The 16,767-nt window shown below is 61.0% G+C and carries 14 protein-coding genes; 10 read left to right on the forward strand and 4 right to left on the reverse strand.

Features of this window, described 5'->3' with window-relative positions; all coding sequences use genetic code 11:
• Positions 1–631, reverse strand: a 631-nt coding sequence (locus PTE30175_RS14040; RefSeq protein WP_150697686.1) for an adenylate/guanylate cyclase domain-containing protein, incomplete at its 3' end; no start/stop codon positions are given.
• A gap of 340 nt (positions 632–971) precedes the next feature.
• On the opposite strand from PTE30175_RS14040, the gene kdpF reads away from it, so the two are divergent.
• The 8 genes from kdpF (at position 972) to PTE30175_RS14080 (ending at position 11,630) form a co-directional block, all read left to right on the forward strand.
• On the forward strand, positions 972–1,061 hold the full coding sequence (kdpF, locus tag PTE30175_RS14045) for a K(+)-transporting ATPase subunit F (protein WP_150697687.1): 90 nt from the start codon (positions 972–974) through the stop codon (positions 1,059–1,061).
• Entirely contained in the window at positions 1,061–2,869 is a 1,809-nt protein-coding gene (kdpA, locus tag PTE30175_RS14050) for a potassium-transporting ATPase subunit KdpA (RefSeq protein WP_150697688.1), read from the forward strand. Before kdpF ends, kdpA begins: the two co-directional genes overlap by 1 nt.
• Before the next feature lie 29 nt (positions 2,870–2,898).
• Positions 2,899–4,968, forward strand: coding sequence for a potassium-transporting ATPase subunit KdpB (gene kdpB, locus PTE30175_RS14055; RefSeq protein ID WP_150697689.1), 2,070 nt, complete (start codon positions 2,899–2,901; stop codon positions 4,966–4,968).
• Between the two features lie 12 nt (positions 4,969–4,980).
• The gene (kdpC, locus tag PTE30175_RS14060) at positions 4,981–5,577 is read left to right on the forward strand and encodes a potassium-transporting ATPase subunit KdpC (protein WP_150697690.1); all 597 of its coding nucleotides are present in this window, start codon (positions 4,981–4,983) and stop codon (positions 5,575–5,577) included.
• A complete protein-coding gene (kdpD, locus tag PTE30175_RS14065; RefSeq protein ID WP_420819634.1) occupies positions 5,574–8,330 on the forward strand; it encodes a two-component system sensor histidine kinase KdpD in 2,757 nt (918 codons plus the stop codon). Before kdpC ends, kdpD begins: the two co-directional genes overlap by 4 nt.
• A gap of 94 nt (positions 8,331–8,424) precedes the next feature.
• Positions 8,425–8,649 carry a DUF3820 family protein gene (locus tag PTE30175_RS14070; RefSeq protein ID WP_150697691.1) on the forward strand — a complete coding sequence of 75 codons (225 nt, stop codon included), beginning with the start codon at positions 8,425–8,427 and terminating at the stop codon, positions 8,647–8,649.
• Positions 8,650–9,088: 439 nt separating this feature from the next.
• A complete protein-coding gene (locus tag PTE30175_RS14075; RefSeq protein WP_150697692.1) occupies positions 9,089–11,017 on the forward strand; it encodes a potassium transporter Kup in 1,929 nt (642 codons plus the stop codon).
• Positions 11,018–11,126: 109 nt separating this feature from the next.
• Positions 11,127–11,630, forward strand: a complete 504-nt coding sequence (locus tag PTE30175_RS14080) for a surface-adhesin E family protein (RefSeq protein WP_150697693.1) — start codon at positions 11,127–11,129, stop codon at positions 11,628–11,630.
• A gap of 91 nt (positions 11,631–11,721) precedes the next feature.
• Here the strand turns inward: PTE30175_RS14080 and PTE30175_RS14085 are convergent, their stop codons facing one another.
• Together PTE30175_RS14085 and PTE30175_RS14090 are read right to left on the reverse strand one after the other, a co-directional pair.
• On the reverse strand, positions 11,722–13,218 hold the full coding sequence (locus tag PTE30175_RS14085; protein WP_150697694.1) for an alcohol dehydrogenase catalytic domain-containing protein: 1,497 nt from the start codon (positions 13,216–13,218) through the stop codon (positions 11,722–11,724).
• Positions 13,219–13,312: 94 nt separating this feature from the next.
• Positions 13,313–14,437: a 3-ketosteroid-9-alpha-monooxygenase, oxygenase component gene (locus PTE30175_RS14090; RefSeq protein WP_150697695.1), complete on the reverse strand. Its 1,125-nt coding sequence runs from the start codon at positions 14,435–14,437 to the stop codon at positions 13,313–13,315.
• A 205-nt stretch (positions 14,438–14,642) separates the two neighbouring features.
• Between PTE30175_RS14090 and PTE30175_RS29235 the strand changes: the two genes are divergently transcribed.
• Positions 14,643–14,774 carry a TetR family transcriptional regulator gene (locus tag PTE30175_RS29235; RefSeq protein ID WP_150697831.1) on the forward strand — a complete coding sequence of 44 codons (132 nt, stop codon included), beginning with the start codon at positions 14,643–14,645 and terminating at the stop codon, positions 14,772–14,774.
• A 99-nt stretch (positions 14,775–14,873) separates the two neighbouring features.
• On the opposite strand, the gene PTE30175_RS14100 is transcribed toward PTE30175_RS29235, so the two are convergent.
• Entirely contained in the window at positions 14,874–15,593 is a 720-nt protein-coding gene (locus PTE30175_RS14100; RefSeq protein ID WP_150697696.1) for an aspartate/glutamate racemase family protein, read from the reverse strand.
• A gap of 151 nt (positions 15,594–15,744) precedes the next feature.
• On the opposite strand from PTE30175_RS14100, the gene PTE30175_RS14105 reads away from it, so the two are divergent.
• Complete coding sequence (locus PTE30175_RS14105; protein WP_150697697.1) at positions 15,745–16,614, forward strand: LysR family transcriptional regulator; 870 nt, start codon at positions 15,745–15,747, stop codon at positions 16,612–16,614.
• Positions 16,615–16,767 lie beyond the last annotated feature (153 nt).

Below are 16,767 nucleotides of genomic sequence, written 5' to 3' on the forward strand. Positions count from 1 at the left end.
CCAACACCTCGCCCGTGTGGATTCCGACGCGGATCTGAAGCGCAATGCCTTGGTCCAGACGCACTCGGTCACTATGACGACGCATCGCTTCCTGCATGCGTAAGGCCGCGTATAACGCCCGCAGGGCATGGTCCTCGTGGGCGATGGGCGCGCCGAACAGCGCGAGAATGCCGTCGCCCAGGAACTTGGCGACGTAGCCCTCATAGTGGTGCACGGCCTCCATCATAAGCGTCACGACAGGGTCGATCAGGCGCCGCGCCTCTTCGGGATCCAGGTCCTGGATCAACGCCGTTGAGCCCGCCATATCGGCGAAGAGCGCGGTAATGGTTTTGCGTTCGCCGGCCGTCTCTCCCCTGGCTTCCATGGCCGCCTGCTCCGCCAGGATGCGCTCGGCCAGATGGGGCGGCGTGTAGTGAACAGGGGCCGAAGTGGCAGACTCAGGCGCGGGAAGGGACTCTGAAAGCGACGCTGACGGGGAATCGTTCAGGGGCGCTCCGCATCCGGAGCAGAACTTTGCGGCAGGGCCGGACGCCTCGCCACAACGCGGGCAGATCCGTGCAAGCCCGGTCCCGCACTGCTCGCAGAACCTGGCTTTCGCGAGATTCTCGAACCCGCAATTTGTGCAGCGCATATCGCCCCCTTATGGCCATCGCCTGCCTCCGATCATTAGACGCGCCATTAGCTTCGTTAGCAAGACAGGAAGCGCGCGCCTGTGATGAAGCGCACGAAGGGTGTGCCTGTATCGGAATCGGGCGTGCGCGCCATTGCGTGCAGTGCTGACGTTTACGCGATTTTTACAGCCCCGTTGGAACTTTTATAAAACCTTTACGCGTGAATTGATACGTTACAGGTGGCAAATCCATCTTCAATTACGGGGGTTTTATGGACGCTCTGTACCTGGCGCTGAGTGGCGCCCTGGTCCTGCTCACCTACTTGCTGACCGTAGGCTGCGCGCGCCTGGGAGACAAGCAATGACCTGGCTCTATCTGACCAGCGGCGCACTCGCCGTATTCCTGCTCTGTTACCTGATATACGCCTTGGTCAAGCCGGAGAATTTTTAATGACCTCGAATATTTTGATCCAAGTCGGGCTATACCTGCTGGCGGTGCTGTTGCTCACCAAGCCGGTCGGCATTTACCTGGCCCGCGTGATGTCCGGCGATACGCCGCTGCTCAACAAGATCGGCGGCCCGGTCGAGCGACTCGTCTATCGCCTCGGCGGCGTCGATCCGCATGAGGAAATGGATTGGAAACACTATGCGCTCGCCGTCCTGCTGTTCAGCTTTCTCGGCGTGTTGGCAGTGTATGCGCTGCAGCGCTGGCAGGTCTGGCTGCCGCTCAATCCGCAGAATTTTCCGGCGGTGACGCCTGATTCGTCGTTCAACACCGGTGTGAGCTTCGTGACCAACACTAACTGGCAGGGCTATTCGGGCGAAAGCACGATGAGCTACCTGACCCAGATGCTCGGCCTGGCGGTGCAGAACTTCTTCTCGGCAGCGACGGGCATCGTCGTGGTGATCGCGCTCATCCGGGGTTTCACGCGCCATACGGCCAAAACGATCGGCAATTTCTGGGTGGACCTGACCCGCTGTTCGCTGTACATCCTGCTGCCGATTTCCCTGGTGCTGGCCGTAGTCTTCATGGGGCAGGGCGTGATTCAGAATTTCGATGGATATCAGGACGTCCACACCATCGAGGCGACCACGTTCCAGAACCCAAAGCTCGACGCGCAAGGCAACCCGCTCAAGGATGCGCAGGGCAATCCGGTAACGGAAACGGCGACGACGCAGACGCAGACGTTGCCGATGGGCCCGGTCGCTTCGCAAGAGGCGATCAAGATGCTGGGCACCAACGGTGGCGGTCTCTTCAACGCCAACTCGGCGCACCCCTACGAGAATCCGACGCCGCTGGTCAACTTCCTGCAGATGCTGGCGATCTTCATGATTCCCGCCGGGCTTTGCTACACGTTCGGCTTGATGGTCGGTGACCCGCGCCAGGGCTGGGCCGTGTTCACCGCGATGGCCATCGTCTTCGTGGTCATGACAAGCGTGACGATCTGGGCCGAGCAGCAGGGCAACCCGCTGCTTACCGCCGCAGGCGCCGATCAAACGGCCAGCCTCTTGCAATCGGGCGGCAATATGGAGGGCAAGGAAACGCGCTTCGGCATCGTCGCTTCCTCGCTGTTCACCACCATCACGACGGCGGCGTCCTGCGGCGCTGTCAACACCATGCACGATTCGCTCACACCGATCGGCGGTCTGGCGCCGTTGGTGCTGATTCAATTGGGTGAGGTGATTTTCGGCGGCGTCGGTTCCGGCCTCTACACCATGCTGATCTACGCGATCATGGCGGTCTTCGTGGCCGGGCTGATGATCGGGCGCACGCCGGAGTACATCGGCAAGAAGATCGAATCCTACGACATCAAGATGACGGCCGTGATCATCCTGATCACGCCGTTGCTGGTGCTGGCCGGCACGGCCATCGCCGTGCTCGTCGACCCGGGCCGCGCCGGTATCGCCAACCCTGGCGCGCACGGCTTTTCCGAAATCCTGTACGCGTTCTCGTCGGCAGCCAACAACAATGGCAGCGCGTTCGCCGGACTGTCGGCCAATACGCCGTTCTACAACATCATGACTGCGATCGCGATGTGGTTCGGCCGCTTTGGCGTGATCGTGCCGGTGCTGGCCATTGCCGGCTCGCTGGCCGGCAAAAAGCGGATTCAAGCGGGGTTGGGCACGATGCCCACGCATGGTCCGCTGTTCGTCAGCCTGCTGATCGGCACTGTCCTGCTGATCGGCGCCCTGACCTATGTGCCGGCGCTTGCGCTGGGGCCGGTGATCGAGCACCTGACGATGATCGGCGTGCATTGACGCGCGAGGAAATCTTTGGAGAATTCGTAATGAGCAAAGCCGCAATGCTCTCGATGTTCGACCCCAAGCTGGTGCGTCCGGCCATTTGGGAGTCGTTCAAGAAGCTCGCGCCGCAAACACAGTGGCGCAATCCCGTGATGTTCGTTGTGTACATCGGCAGCATCCTGACGACGATTCTGTTGGTCCAGTCTCTCGGCGGTCATGGCGAGGCGCGTCCCGGCTTCATCCTCGGCATCGCCCTGTGGCTGTGGTTCACGGTGCTGTTCGCCAACTTCGCCGAGGCGCTTGCCGAAGGACGCGGCAAGGCGCAGGCCGCGTCGCTGCGCCAGGCAAAGCATAACGTGATGGCGAAGAAGCTGGCGGATTCGACCCGCAAGGCCGAAATCCTGATGACCGACAGCGACAGCCTGCGCCGTGGCGACGTTATTCTGGTCGAATCCGGCGACATGATTCCCGCCGACGGTGAAGTCATCGAAGGCGTCGCGTCGGTTGACGAATCGGCCATTACGGGCGAATCCGCGCCGGTCATCCGGGAGGCCGGAGGCGATTTCTCGGCGGTGACCGGCGGCACGCGCGTGCTGTCGGACTGGATCGTCGTCCGTGTCATGGCCGATCCGGGCGAGACCTTCCTCGACCGCATGATCGCCATGGTCGAAGGCGCAAAGCGCCAGAAGACGCCGAACGAAATTGCGCTGACGATCCTGCTGGTCGCGTTGACAATCGTCTTCCTGTTGGCCACCGTGACCTTGCTGCCGTTCTCGCTGTTCAGCGTGGAAGCGGCCAAGGCCGGCACGCCGGTGACGATCACTACGCTCGTGTCGCTGCTGGTGTGCCTGATTCCGACTACGATCGCGGGGCTGCTCTCGGCCATCGGCGTGGCCGGCATGAGCCGCATGATGCAGGCCAACGTGATCGCGACCTCCGGCCGCGCCGTGGAAGCCTCGGGCGACGTCGACGTGCTGCTGCTCGACAAGACCGGCACGATCACGCTCGGTAACCGCCAGGCCTCGGCGTTCATTCCGGCGCCCGGGGTAAGCGAGCAGGAACTGGCCGATGCGGCGCAACTGGCCTCGCTCGCGGACGAAACGCCGGAAGGGCGCAGCATTGTCGTGCTGGCCAAGCAGAAGTTCAATATGCGGCAGCGTGACATTCATTCCCTGGGCGCGATTTTTCAACCGTTCTCCGCGCATACGCGCATGAGCGGCGTCGAGCTCGGCGAGCGCAAGATCTTCAAGGGCGCCGCCGAAGCGATCCGCAAGCATGTCGAAGCGCTCGGCAAGGTTTTCCCGGCCGAGATCCTGCACGTCGTCGACGACGTTTCGCGCCGCGGCAGCACGCCGCTTGTGGTCGCCAACAGCGGCAAGCCGCTCGGCGTGATTGAGCTCAAGGACATTGTCAAGGGCGGTATCAAGGAGCGCTTTGCCGAGCTGCGGCGCATGGGCATCCAGACCGTGATGATCACCGGCGACAACCGTCTGACGGCGGCGGCGATTGCTGCCGAGGCGGGCGTTGATGATTTTCTCGCCGAAGCAACGCCGGAGGCCAAGCTCGAACTGATCCGCAAGCATCAGGCCCAGGGCAAGCTCGTGGCGATGACCGGTGACGGCACCAACGATGCGCCGGCCCTCGCGCAAGCCGATGTCGCTGTGGCGATGAACACCGGCACGCAGGCGGCCAAGGAAGCCGGCAACATGGTGGACCTGGATTCGAATCCGACCAAGCTCATCGAAGTGGTCGAAATCGGCAAGCAGATGTTGATGACCCGCGGTTCGCTGACCACCTTCAGCATCGCTAACGATATCGCCAAGTATTTCGCGATCATTCCGGCCGCGTTCGCGACCACCTATCCGCAACTGGGTGCGCTCAACGTGATGGGGCTGACCAGCCCGAGTTCGGCGATCCTGTCGGCAGTGATCTTCAATGCGCTGATCATCGTGTTCCTGATTCCGTTGGCGCTCAAGGGTGTGAAATACCGGCCAGTCGGTGCGGCCGCCCTGCTGCGCCGCAATCTGCTGATCTACGGCCTGGGCGGCATCCTGTTGCCGTTCATCGGGATCAAACTGATCGACGTCATCCTCACCGTCGCCGGTCTGGTCTGAGAGGTATCCGAAATGACAAAACTGCTTCGCCCCGCCATCGCCACCTTCCTTGTCCTGAGCCTTGTGACCGGCGTGGCCTACCCGCTTCTCACCACCGGCATCGGCAGGTGGGTCTTCCCCAACCAGGTCGCCGGCAGCCTGATCGAGCACGATGGCAAGCTCGTTGGCTCGGCGCTGATCGGCCAGAACTTCAGCGACGTCAAGTATTTCTGGGGCCGGCCTTCAGCGACGACACCGAATCCCAATAACGCGATGAGTTCGGGCGGTTCGAACCTCGGGCCGCTCAACCCGGCGCTCACCGACGCGGTGAAAGCCCGCGTCGCGGCGCTCAAGCAGGCCGACCCCGACAACCCGGCGCCCGTGCCCGTCGACCTGGTGACGGCATCGGCCAGCGGGCTGGACCCGGACATCAGCCCGGCTGCGGCGCAGTTCCAGGTGGGCCGTGTCGCCCGCGCCCGCCATTTGCCGGTCGATCAGGTTAGCGCCCTGGTAGCGTCCCACACGGAAGGGCGCCAGTTCGGCGTGCTCGGTGAGCCGCGGGTCAATGTGTTGCGACTCAACCTGGCGCTCGACGCGCTCGGCGCCAAGGCCGCCGGAAGCGGGCAATGATGCCAGTGGACGACACGCGTCCCGACCCGGACGAACTGCTCGAGAAATTGCAGAAGGATGCCGAGAAGGAACGTCGCGGCCGCCTGAAGATTTTCTTTGGCGGCTGCGCCGGGGTCGGCAAGACCTTCGCCATGCTAGCGGCAGGGAGCGCCATGCGCGCCCAGGGCGTCGACGTGGTGGTCGGCATTGTCGAAACCCACGGCAGGCGGGAAACCGAGGCGCAACTCGCGGCGCTCGAGGTGCTGCCGCGCCGGCTGATCGAATATCGGGGGCGTCAGCTTGGCGAATTTGACCTCGACGGCGCACTTGCCAGGAAACCCAGCCTGGTCCTCGTCGACGAGTTGGCGCATTCAAACGTGCCGGGCTCGCGTCACGCCAAGCGGTGGCAGGACGTCGAGGAACTGCGGACCGCGGGGATCGACGTGTTCACCACGCTCAACGTCCAGCATCTTGAGAGCCTGAACGATGTGGTCGGACAGATCACCGGGATCCGCGTCCGGGAAACGTTACCCGACCACGTGTTCGAGCAGGCTGACGAAGTCACGCTGGTCGACCTGCCGCCGGATGAACTGCTGCAGCGTCTCAAGGAGGGCAAGGTCTACATTCCGCAGCAGGCGGAACGGGCCGGCAAGAACTTCTTCCGCAAAGGCAACCTGATCGCATTGCGCGAACTGGCATTGCGGCGCACGGCTGACCGCGTCGACGCGCAAATGCGCGAGTACCGAGCCGACCAGGCCATCCATCACGTGTGGGAGGCCAAGGACCGGCTATTGGTCTGCATCGGGCCGGACCCCGAAGGCGACCGTCTGGTTCGGGTGTCGGCGCGCCTGGCGGCCAGCCTGAAGGCTGACCTACTGGCTGTATACGTTGAAACGCCGGCATTGCAGAAGCTCTCGGACGCGCAGCGCGAGGCGATCCTCAAGACGCTGCGCCTGGCGCAGGAGATGGGGGCAGAGACGACGACCTTGAGCGGAACGCAGGTCGCCAGGGTGCTGCTCAGCTATGCGCGCAGCCGTAATGTGTCGAAGCTGGTGATCGGCAAGTCGAGGCGTTCGTTCTTGAGCCGGCTGACCAGGCGCTCGGTCGCCGATGACCTGACTGTGCACGCCGAGGACGTCGACGTTTACGTGGTCGGGCGCGGCCTTGGGGACAGCGCGAAATTGCCCCGGCGTGCCACCGGTGCTTCGATGGTCAGCCTCGAGTTCGAGACCGTGCCGCCAAGCAAGTCGAGACGCTACCTGTGGGCGGCAGCCTCCAGCGCGATCACCACCGCCATCGCAGCTTACCTGGTTCGGCATTTCGACCTGTCGAACGTCATCATGCTGTACCTGCTTGGGGTGGTCGTCGTGTCGGTCAGGTATGGCCGGGGGCCGGGGATACTGGCATCGTTTCTGGGCGTGGCCGCTTTCGATTTCTTTTTCGTCCCGCCGAGAATGTCCTTCACTGTGTCGGACACCCAGTATCTGTTCACGTTTGTGGTGATGCTGGTGGTTTCGCTGGTGATTGGCAACCTGACCTCCGGCCTGCGTTACCAGGCGCGTATCGCGACCTATCGTGAGCGCCGCACGAGCGCGCTTTACGATCTGGGCAAGGAGCTTGCCGCGGCGCTCATGGCGCCGCAGATCGTCGAGATCAGCACGCGCTATCTTTCGGGCGTGTTTCAGAGCAAGGTGGCGATGCTGTTGCCCGATAGCCATGAGCATGTACAGCCGCTCGCGGCCGGCGACGCTGGGCCAGATACGGCCTTGGCGCCAGTGGCGATCGACACGAGCGTCGCGCAATGGGTCTACGACCATCAGGAGAAAGCTGGCCTGGGTACCAATACCTTGCCTGCGGGGCAGGTGCTGTATCTGCCGCTCAAGGCGCCGATGCGCACGCGAGGTGTGCTGGCGATCCGGCCCGACCATCCCGACACGCTCATGCTCCCGGAGCAGCAGCGACTGCTGGACACGTTCTCGTCGCAGATCGGCTTGGCGCTCGAGCGTGTGCATTACGTTGAGGTTGCACAGGATGCGTTACTTACGATGGAATCGGAGCGGCTGCGCAATTCACTGCTAAGTGCGATTTCGCACGATTTGCGCACACCGCTGACCGCCATTATCGGCGTGGCGAGCACGCTCAAGGAACAGATCCTTGACCGAAAGACGCAGCTGGATCTGATCGATATGGTGTACGACGACGCCTTCAGGATGAATAGCCTGGTGACGAATCTGCTCGACATGGCCAAGCTGCAGTCCGGCGAGGTGCAACTGAACCGGCAATGGCAGTCGCTCGAAGAGGTGACGGGATCGGCGTTGCGCGGCGTCCACCGATCGCTCGCTGGACATCATGTTGAAGTCGGGTTGCCGCCGGACCTGCCGCTACTTCGGTTCGATGCGACTTTGATCGAGCGCGTGCTGAGCAATCTTCTCGATAACGCATGCAAGTACACACCTGCTGGAACGCGCATCCACGTCTTTGCCGAGCAACAAGACGGTGAAGTATGGGTGTCGGTGCGCGATGACGGCCCGGGCCTTCCGCCCGGCATGGAAGCCCAGATTTTCGAGAAATTCACTCGCGGCGAGCAGGAGTCAGCCAAAGCGGGTGTGGGGCTGGGCCTGGCGATTTGCCGCGCGATCGTCGAGGCGCATCGAGGCAGGATCTGGGCACGGAATCTGCCCGAGGGTGGGGCGCTCTTTACATTCTCGCTGCCGGCGGGTGCCCCGCCACCTTTACTGGACGCCGAGTCCGGACTGTCCGAACACGAAGGGTAGGCCACCATGCCAGACGAAACCGAAAGCAGCCACCCTCTCCGGATCTACACCCATGACTATGGTAGCGTGGCGATTTTTTTCCCGTCCATTACCCATGACCCCCTTCGACGCCGCCGCACTGATGCGGCTGGTCACCACCCCCATGCCATTTGGGAAGCACAAGGGCACCGTGATCGCGGATTTGCCCGGAAATTATCTCAATTGGTTCGCTCGCGAGGGCTATCCACCCGGTGAAATTGGTGGCCTGCTCGCGCTCATGCACGAACTTGACCATAACGGGCTATCTCATTTGCTCAAGCCGCTGCGCGGCCAAACATAGCACCGCATCCGACACCACCGCTTTCGAGGATTTTGGGCAGTTCCGGGGAACATCGGTCGACTTCAGACGGCGGAGCACCTCGATCCGAACGCCGCACATTTGTTAGTTCTTTCGGACGATTGCCCGTGTTTTTCGGTTGCGTACGCTTCTGAAATCAGCGGGCCGTCATGCGACGGGCGAAGCATAGGGGGAGAGGTCGTGTCAGGAATCGGTGAACGACAGAAAAAGGAATAAACAGCGCCCTCGTTACTACTTTTAGAATTATGCGGCGTTTCCGGCTTTTTCCGCGTGCTTCCCTATACTTCGATAAGCACAGGGAAGAAGCCATCCTCTGACAATGCAACCAGCGTGCGGCCGTCTTGCGGGACGATCTGTGCCTTGGCGGGCAACGGCCGATGCTACGGCCTCCCCCCACCAAGGGCGCGCAAGGGGAGGAACCATGGGACGCTCTGCATCGGCCGCATCCGACGACAATCACGTCGGTCAATCCGGGCCGCACCGGCCGGCAGTATGGGGCCTCGCGCTCGCCGCGCTGGGCATTGTCTACGGTGACATCGGCACCAGCCCACTGTATACCCTGAAGACCGTCTTCGACCCCGGCAATGGCCTGCCGCTCAATGCCTACAACGTGATCGGCATCGTCTCGTTGATTTTTTGGTCGCTGACGATCGTCGTCTCGCTCAAATACGTGGCGCTCATCATGCGCGCGAACAACCATGGCGAGGGCGGCATCATGGCGCTGCTTTCGCTTGCCGCGTCGTCGGTTGCGACCCGTCCACGATTGCGCCACGCGCTGCTCGCCGCCGGCGTGATGGGCGCGGCGCTGTTCTACGGCGACGGCGTGATTACGCCGGCGATCTCGGTGCTGAGCGCGGTCGAGGGGCTCGAAGTCGCGACACCGGCACTGAAGCCCTATGTCATTCCCGTGACGCTTCTCGCGCTGATCGTGCTGTTCGCCATGCAGAAGCGCGGCACGGCAGGCATCGGCGCGGTATTCGGGCCGATCATGGTGATCTGGTTCGTGATTCTGGCCGGCGCGGGCCTCGTCAATATTCTCGACGCGCCGCGCATCCTGGCGGCGCTCGATCCGTTCGCCGGGCTCGCGTTCTGCCTGCATCACCGCTGGCTCGCGTTTGTTGCCCTGGGGGCGGTGGTGCTCTCGCTGACTGGCGCCGAGGCGCTCTATGCGGACATGGGGCATTTCGGCAAGCGCCCGATCCGGCTCACGTGGTTCGGGCTTGTCTTTCCCGCGCTCGCGGTGAACTATCTTGGCCAGGGCGCGTTGCTGCTCGCCGATCCTTCCGCGCTGGACAATCCGTTTTACCGCCTGTTTCCGCAATGGACGTTGTATCCGATGGTCGTGCTGTCGACGATCGCCACGGTGATCGCGTCGCAGGCCGTGATTTCGGGGACCTACTCCATGACCAAGCAGGCGATGCAGTTGAGCTTCCTGCCGCGCATGAACGTCGTCTACACATCCGAAAAGGAAATCGGCCAGATCTATGTGCCGGGCATCAACTGGATGCTGCTTGCCGCGGTCGTCGCTGCGGTGATCGGCTTCGGCTCGTCGACCGCACTGGGATCGGCCTACGGCATCGCCGTCACCGGCACGATGCTGATCACCACCCTGCTCACGTTCTTCGTTGTGCGCTATGCGTGGCACTACAACTGGTTCCTGTGCGTGTTCGCCACTGGTTTCTTTTTCATCATCGATGCGACGTTTTTCTCGGCCAACCTGCTGAAAATCGCCGATGGCGGCTGGTTCCCGCTCGTCATCGGTCTCATTCTGTTTACGATCATGTCGACGTGGGGACGCGGCTGGGAAATGATGCGTCACGAAGCGCAGGTGCGCGCCGGCACGACGCCGCTCAAGCCATTTCTGAAATCGCTGCTGGCGAGCTCGCTTGTCCGTGTGAGTGGCACGGCGATCTTCATGTCGCCCGATCCTAATGGTGTGCCGCATGCCCTGCTGAACAATCTCGACCATAACCACGTGCTGCATCAGCGCGTATTGTTCTTGACGGTGACGACCTGCGAGGTGCCGTGGGTTCCCGCAAGCGAGCGCGTAGCGGTGCAGGCGCTGGGACAAAACTGCTATCAGGTCACGGTGACCTATGGCTTCAAGGACGAGGTCAATCTGCCGCGCGCGCTGGAAGCTTGCAAGCCATACGGCCTCGTATTCGAGCCGCGCGCGACGTCCTACTTCATGAGTCGTGCAACAGTGGTGCCGACGCCAGGCAGCAAGCGAATGGCGCTATGGCGCGAAAAACTGTTCGCCGTGATGTTGCACAACGTCGGCAACGTCGCCGCGTATCTGAAACTGCCGGCTAACCGGGTCATCGAACTCGGAGCCAGGGTGGAGATTTGATTTCGGCACCTACGATGAAACGGCGTCTTCGGGGCCAAGGCTGAGGAATCGCACACGTCAAGCGACTACCGGCGACATATTTGCTTTTCCGGGGGACCGGAGAAAAGAGATGAAAAAAGTAGTCGAAGCTGCCTGCTTGTTACTGCCGACACTGTGTTTTGCATCCAACTGGGTCAAGGTAGGAAGCGGCATGGATTCGCGGACATTCGTCGACACACAGAGCATCCGAGTCGCCGGTAAAGGCATTATTGAAGCCTCGGTGTTCTGGAGCTATGCCACGCCCCAAACCTCACGAGTCTCTTCCGCCTCCCCGCAATATTTGTCATCCAGGATTCGTGAACTATTCAGATGCGCAGAAGGGACCAGCGCGACCATCGGAAAAATTGAGTTCAAGACGCCGAGCTCGATGGGAGATACAGGCGGCACCTGGTCGATCCCGCAAATGGGAGCCCGCGTTACGAATGCCGTACCTCATGGCATAGATACAAGCGCCACTTGGTCGATTCCGCAAAGTCAAGCCAGCTTTACTGACGTCGTACCTGGCAGCATAGGTGAGACGACGCTTCAATTTGTCTGCGCCAGGGTCCCGAAAGAAGCCGAATCCAGGCGATGAAAATCCCGCAAGGCTGCCCCGCTAACGCACCAAATGCGGGCCGACATGGGTCGCTTATGTCCATCTCTCCATAGCGACCCGAACCGGAAAATCAAGGTACAAGGACGATCTTGCCGCCTACACCTCCCTGCTCCATCAAACGATGCGCTTGAGCCACCTCTGTCAGCGGCAGCTTGTGTGCGACTGGCATCGGAATCTTGTATGGCATCTCGCGCGCAAAACGCTGCAGGCGCGGGCCATCGAACCGCACGATCAACGAGACGAAGCGCTGTGTCGACTCACTCGGCGGTTTGGGCGACGGATTGGCGATCGACGCAACCACGCCGGCCGGTTTCACATATGCGAAAAGTCCCTCGGCAACTTCGCCGCCGACGGTATCGGCCAAGAAGTCGAATGGGCCTGCTGCCGCAAGCGCCTCATGGTCGGCGATGTCGATAACGCCGGCGACCGGCAAATCCTTCACCGTGTCGCGGCTTGACGCTCGCACGCCGGCGTAGACCATTGCGCCGGCATCGAGCGCCGCAATGATGGCCGCCCGTCCTGTTGAGCCGCTCGCACCTATGACCAAGCCCTTATCACCGCGCGTCGGGCGGATCCCGGATTCGATCAACTGCGTGCCCGTGAGCACACCGGTCGGCAATGCCGCCGCATCGACCAGGTCAAGTTCATCTGGCACGTGTACGAAGTTCGTTGCGTAGAAGATCGCCTTTTCGGCATACGCACCATTGTGGAAGGGATTGACCATGCCCATGACGCGGTCGCCAGGCTTGAAGGTCGTGACGCCCGGACCAACGGCGTCGACAATGCCTGCGACGTCACCACCGAGCTGGGCCGGGAACGCCAGTGGCACCCAATCTTTCAGCATCCCCTTTCTTGCCTTAATCTCGACGGGGTTTACCGCCGCGCCGGCAACGCGCACACGGATTTCACCGGGTCCTGGGCTGGGTTCCGCGATTGTCTCGATACGGAAAGCGTCCGGCGTGCCATAGTTGTGTAAATGGGCGGCCTGCATAGACCCGGTCGGTGCGCTGCCGGCGACCGCATACGCGTGCGCCTCCACGGCCTCTCCGGTCACCGTTGAACAAGCTATGGCGCTGTAGCTATGCGCACGCGCCGCAAGTCCATCGACGAACGCATTGAAGAACGGAGTCGCCTCGAGTAACTCCAGCACGATGCCCGGAGCAGCCGGCGAACGGAAATAGTAGAACCGTTGTCCCGTGACGTCGCGACCTTCGGCAAACAGCTCCATGCCCTTTGCGACTGCCGATGCCGCATCTCGCTCGATATCGTGGCTGAGCGATGCCAGTCTCTGCAGACCGATGATCGGGCGATTGAGTGAATCATGAAACGGAGACGGGCCGTTGCCTGTCACCTGAATCAACTCAATCAGCGTTTCGCCGTGCATGCTCAACGCAACGTGAAACGGTAGTGAGATAGGGCGTCCTTCATACGTCATGTTGAGCGTCAGGCCACGAAACACACTCCAGGGCCCGACACCGACCTGCGTTTCCCAGAAGCGCACCAACGGGTCGAGATCGTCGGTTGTGAAGCTAATCTGCTTGATTGGTCCAAGCCAAGATACGTTCATTTCAGTTCCTTTGGAGGGTAATGCATCGGCATTTGGAACGTGCACGTTGCACCATAAGGCAGCGCGAGATTACGGAAGTACCTGTGTACTCTCGCTAGATGGTCGAGAGGCGGCTGACCGCCTCAGCGGGTACGTCATCGAGCTTGCGCCAACGCCCGTCGTCATGCCGATATTCATAGACCTCGGTCACTCCGTGTTCTCGAGGGAGTTGGGCTATATTTACGTAGAACTGCTGGTACCACTGCCGCAAACGGTATATCGGACCGTCACCGTCACACAGGAGCGGGTTGTCCACGCGAGTCTTATGGTCCCAGATGGCTACATCTTCTCGGAACGCATCCTGGGCAGCCTGGACATACCCCGCAACCATTGCCTGGTTCTGCTCGTCTGTGAGCATCGGGTTCTTCTCCACCATCACACCAAACCGTAGTTCGAAGCTGTTCGTGTCGATGGGGACATGGCAATTGAGCAAAATCGATTTGATCTGCTCCCCCTGCGCCTCTCCAGTCATCAGCGTAACGTGATAGGCAGGCCCAAAGTATGCTGAATCCGATGTCAGCCTGCCGCTTTCGGCAAGCCGCTCACTGCCGCCGCTGAGCTTCTGATAAGCAACAGGTCCAACGAATGTGTTGCAAAAGTAGTCGACAGGCGCGCCGTGGACAGGTCCGAAATGCGCCATATCGGAATGGTTATCTATCAGTTCGCGGCAGTTTGTGTTGATGGTCCATTTGACGATCGACCAATCACTCCACGCATCCGAGAAGCACGCGTCGATGCGCGGGATGACAACGGATGGATCCGGCGGATTGCCCTCAGGATCGTTCCAGACGAACAGCAGCTTGTTCTGCTCTACAGCCGGCCAGGATTTGACGCGCGCCTTCGGTGGCACCCGATTCGAATAGGGGATGCCTGCACACGCGCCATCCGTCCCCCAGGACCACCCATGAAAGGCGCAAATCACCATGTTCCCTTCGATGCATCCCTGGCTTAGATCGGCGCCCATGTGCGGGCAATATCCGTCAAGGATGTGTAGTTGCCCCTCCTCCCCTTGGAACACGACCAGACGCGTGCCAAAGATCGACAACCCGTGTGGTTTGCCGTCCCGATAGTCATCAGCAAGCCCCAGGCAATGCCAGCCGCGCGCGTAACGATCTTCAATGGGCGCTGCGTGAATTCGGTGAACAGACGGCTTGCCCTGAGGCACGGTGGAATCAGCCATGAAATTGTCTCCTCCAGTCGGTATCCGACGATGTTCGGCAACCCTATCCAGAGCGCCTCTCATTGCCGCGCAAGCGGGCTCACTCCACCGACGACTTGGCTTGAGCTCGACGCGCTATGTCACAAAAATATATATACGTGACACATAATGGCACAAATTATAAATTTGTGCCATTTCGTGAGAAAGTCAATCCGAGGGGTTTTCGATCGATGACGTGGTGCAGCGGGCCAACATCTCGCGCCGGCCCCTGTTCCGGTACTTCGGGACCAGGAAGGCGGTGATTCAGGCTGTGATCAACGCAGAGAATGGGTGCCTTTTTCGAGGAGACGCAGCATAGCCTGAGTAAGTTCGAGGTTGACCCAGGAGCAAGCAGTGGAAATCAAGGTATTGGCGCGCGGGGTCCCAGTGCAATGGCGAGGTCGCTGAATTGCATGCTTTAACCCGATCTTGTGGTGCCGCCCTTTCCAATCGCGAACTCCACCGCCGCATCTACGTGGATACCAGTGGAGTCGAAACCCGGCAACGGCAGACGATCGGCGTCGAGAATCAGGCAAATTTCGGTGCAGCCGAAGATCACCGCGTCCGCGCCGTCTGCCTTCGCTATTTCAATCAGCGAAATCAGCGCGTCGCGCGAATGGTCCAACACCTTACCGGCGCACAGCTCGTCGAAGATGATGTTGTGCGTGAGCGTTCGCCCATCGGCCTCCGGCACCATAACGTCGATGCCATGTCGCTTCATCCTCGCCGGATAGAAGCCGTTTTCCATCGTATAGCGAGTGGCCAGCAGCAGCGGGCGGCGACAGCCTGAGGCCTTCAGGCGACGTGCCGTCTCATCGACGATATGGATGAACGGTACGTCAACCGCCTCTTCGACGGCGTCGGCAACGAGGTGCATGGTAACCGCGCAAATCATCACGCATTCGGCGCCTGCGCCTTCAAGACTGCGAGCGACTTCTGAAAGGCGTCTGCCGGCGTCGTCCCAACGGCCGGCCTTCTGCATGTCGACAATTGTCTGAAAATCAACCGAATACAGAAGTAGCTCCGCCGAATGCAAATCACCAAGACGTTCGCGCACTGCCTCGTTGATCTTTCGGTAGTAAACGGATGAGCCCTCAAAACTCATGCCACCAATCAGGCCAATCTTCCACATTTCCATGACGTCGTTTCCTTCATCAGACAAAAATCAGTGTAGACGGAAAGCAGCCGAAAACGGATTCGGCCCCCGCGCCTTCTGGAGGAGCGAGTCGGAAGTCTAGCTTGACTTGGCAATCACGAAAAATGAATAATGGAGATGGGAGGTTCTCGAAATGAGAAACATTGATCTCGACTCGCTGCAAATCTTCAAGGCTGTCGTCGATTTCGGCGGCGTCACCAAGGCGGCAGCTCACCTGAACAGGGTGCAATCCAACATCACCACGCGAGTCAAGAATCTCGAAGAGCGACTTGGCGTGACGCTATTCCAAAGGCAGGGTGGCAAGCTCGTGCCGTCGCCCGAGGGTAGGCTCCTCCTCGGTTACGCGGAGCGGCTGCTGCGGCTGTCAACCGAAGCCGAAGCCGCACTTCGCTGTGGCACCCCGCGCGGCATTTTGCGTATCGGCACGCTGGAAAGCACTGCCGCTGCTCGCCTGCCGCCGTTCCTGTCGCGCTACCACCAACGCTATCCCGATGTGAAAATAGAACTGGTCACCGGCACCACGACTGCGTTGATTAACCGCGTGCACCGCTATGACGTTGAGGCTGCTTTCATCTCCGAGCCCTTTCATGACGCTGAACTGGAAACGCAGGAGGGATTCTCCGAAGCGCTGGTGCTGATCGCGCCGAAGAAGGCGGAACAGATCAAAAGCGCGAAGCACTTACAGCAGTGCACGGTCATTGCCTTTGCTACTGGCTGCTCTTATCGGCGCATCCTGGAGGACTGGCTCACGACGTGCGAAGTAGTGCCCGAGCGGGTATTGGAACTAGCGTCCTATCACGCGATCGTGGCCTGCGTGGCAGCTGGCTCCGGCATCGCGATCGTGCCGCGCTCCGTTTTGCAGGCGGTGCATGCCGAAAGTCAGGTCAAGATCCTGCCGCTGCCGCCGAAAGTGGCGCGGGTGCGTACCCACCTTGTCTGGCGCATCGGCCACCATTCGGTGGCACTCGATGCACTGTGCGACGAACTACGGCGCAAGCGCTAGCTAGCAGGGCCGCTCACCTCCCCTCAGCGCGGCAATCTGATGCGCACCAGTTCGGCAAAGTAACGGGCGCCGATTAACAGTGCATCGTCGTTGAAGTCGTATGCCGCATTGTGCAAAGGCGTACCGACGTAACGTCGAACCGGGTCGGCGCCG

Origin of the sequence: Pandoraea terrae (genome assembly GCF_902459695.1) — a bacterium.
Lineage (GTDB): Bacteria > Pseudomonadota > Gammaproteobacteria > Burkholderiales > Burkholderiaceae > Pandoraea > Pandoraea terrae.

Coding starts and splice junctions, on each gene's coding strand:
- kdpF (WP_150697687.1), top strand. CDS start 972: ATGACCTGGCTCTATCTGACCAGCGGCGCACTCGCCGTATTCCTGCTC.
- kdpA (WP_150697688.1), top strand. CDS start 1,061: ATGACCTCGAATATTTTGATCCAAGTCGGGCTATACCTGCTGGCGGTG.
- kdpB (WP_150697689.1), top strand. CDS start 2,899: ATGAGCAAAGCCGCAATGCTCTCGATGTTCGACCCCAAGCTGGTGCGT.
- kdpC (WP_150697690.1), top strand. CDS start 4,981: ATGACAAAACTGCTTCGCCCCGCCATCGCCACCTTCCTTGTCCTGAGC.
- kdpD (WP_420819634.1), top strand. CDS start 5,574: ATGATGCCAGTGGACGACACGCGTCCCGACCCGGACGAACTGCTCGAG.
- PTE30175_RS14070 (WP_150697691.1), top strand. CDS start 8,425: ATGACCCCCTTCGACGCCGCCGCACTGATGCGGCTGGTCACCACCCCC.
- PTE30175_RS14075 (WP_150697692.1), top strand. CDS start 9,089: ATGGGACGCTCTGCATCGGCCGCATCCGACGACAATCACGTCGGTCAA.
- PTE30175_RS14080 (WP_150697693.1), top strand. CDS start 11,127: ATGAAAAAAGTAGTCGAAGCTGCCTGCTTGTTACTGCCGACACTGTGT.
- PTE30175_RS14085 (WP_150697694.1), bottom strand. CDS start 13,218: ATGAACGTATCTTGGCTTGGACCAATCAAGCAGATTAGCTTCACAACC.
- PTE30175_RS14090 (WP_150697695.1), bottom strand. CDS start 14,437: ATGGCTGATTCCACCGTGCCTCAGGGCAAGCCGTCTGTTCACCGAATT.
- PTE30175_RS14100 (WP_150697696.1), bottom strand. CDS start 15,593: ATGGAAATGTGGAAGATTGGCCTGATTGGTGGCATGAGTTTTGAGGGC.
- PTE30175_RS14105 (WP_150697697.1), top strand. CDS start 15,745: ATGAGAAACATTGATCTCGACTCGCTGCAAATCTTCAAGGCTGTCGTC.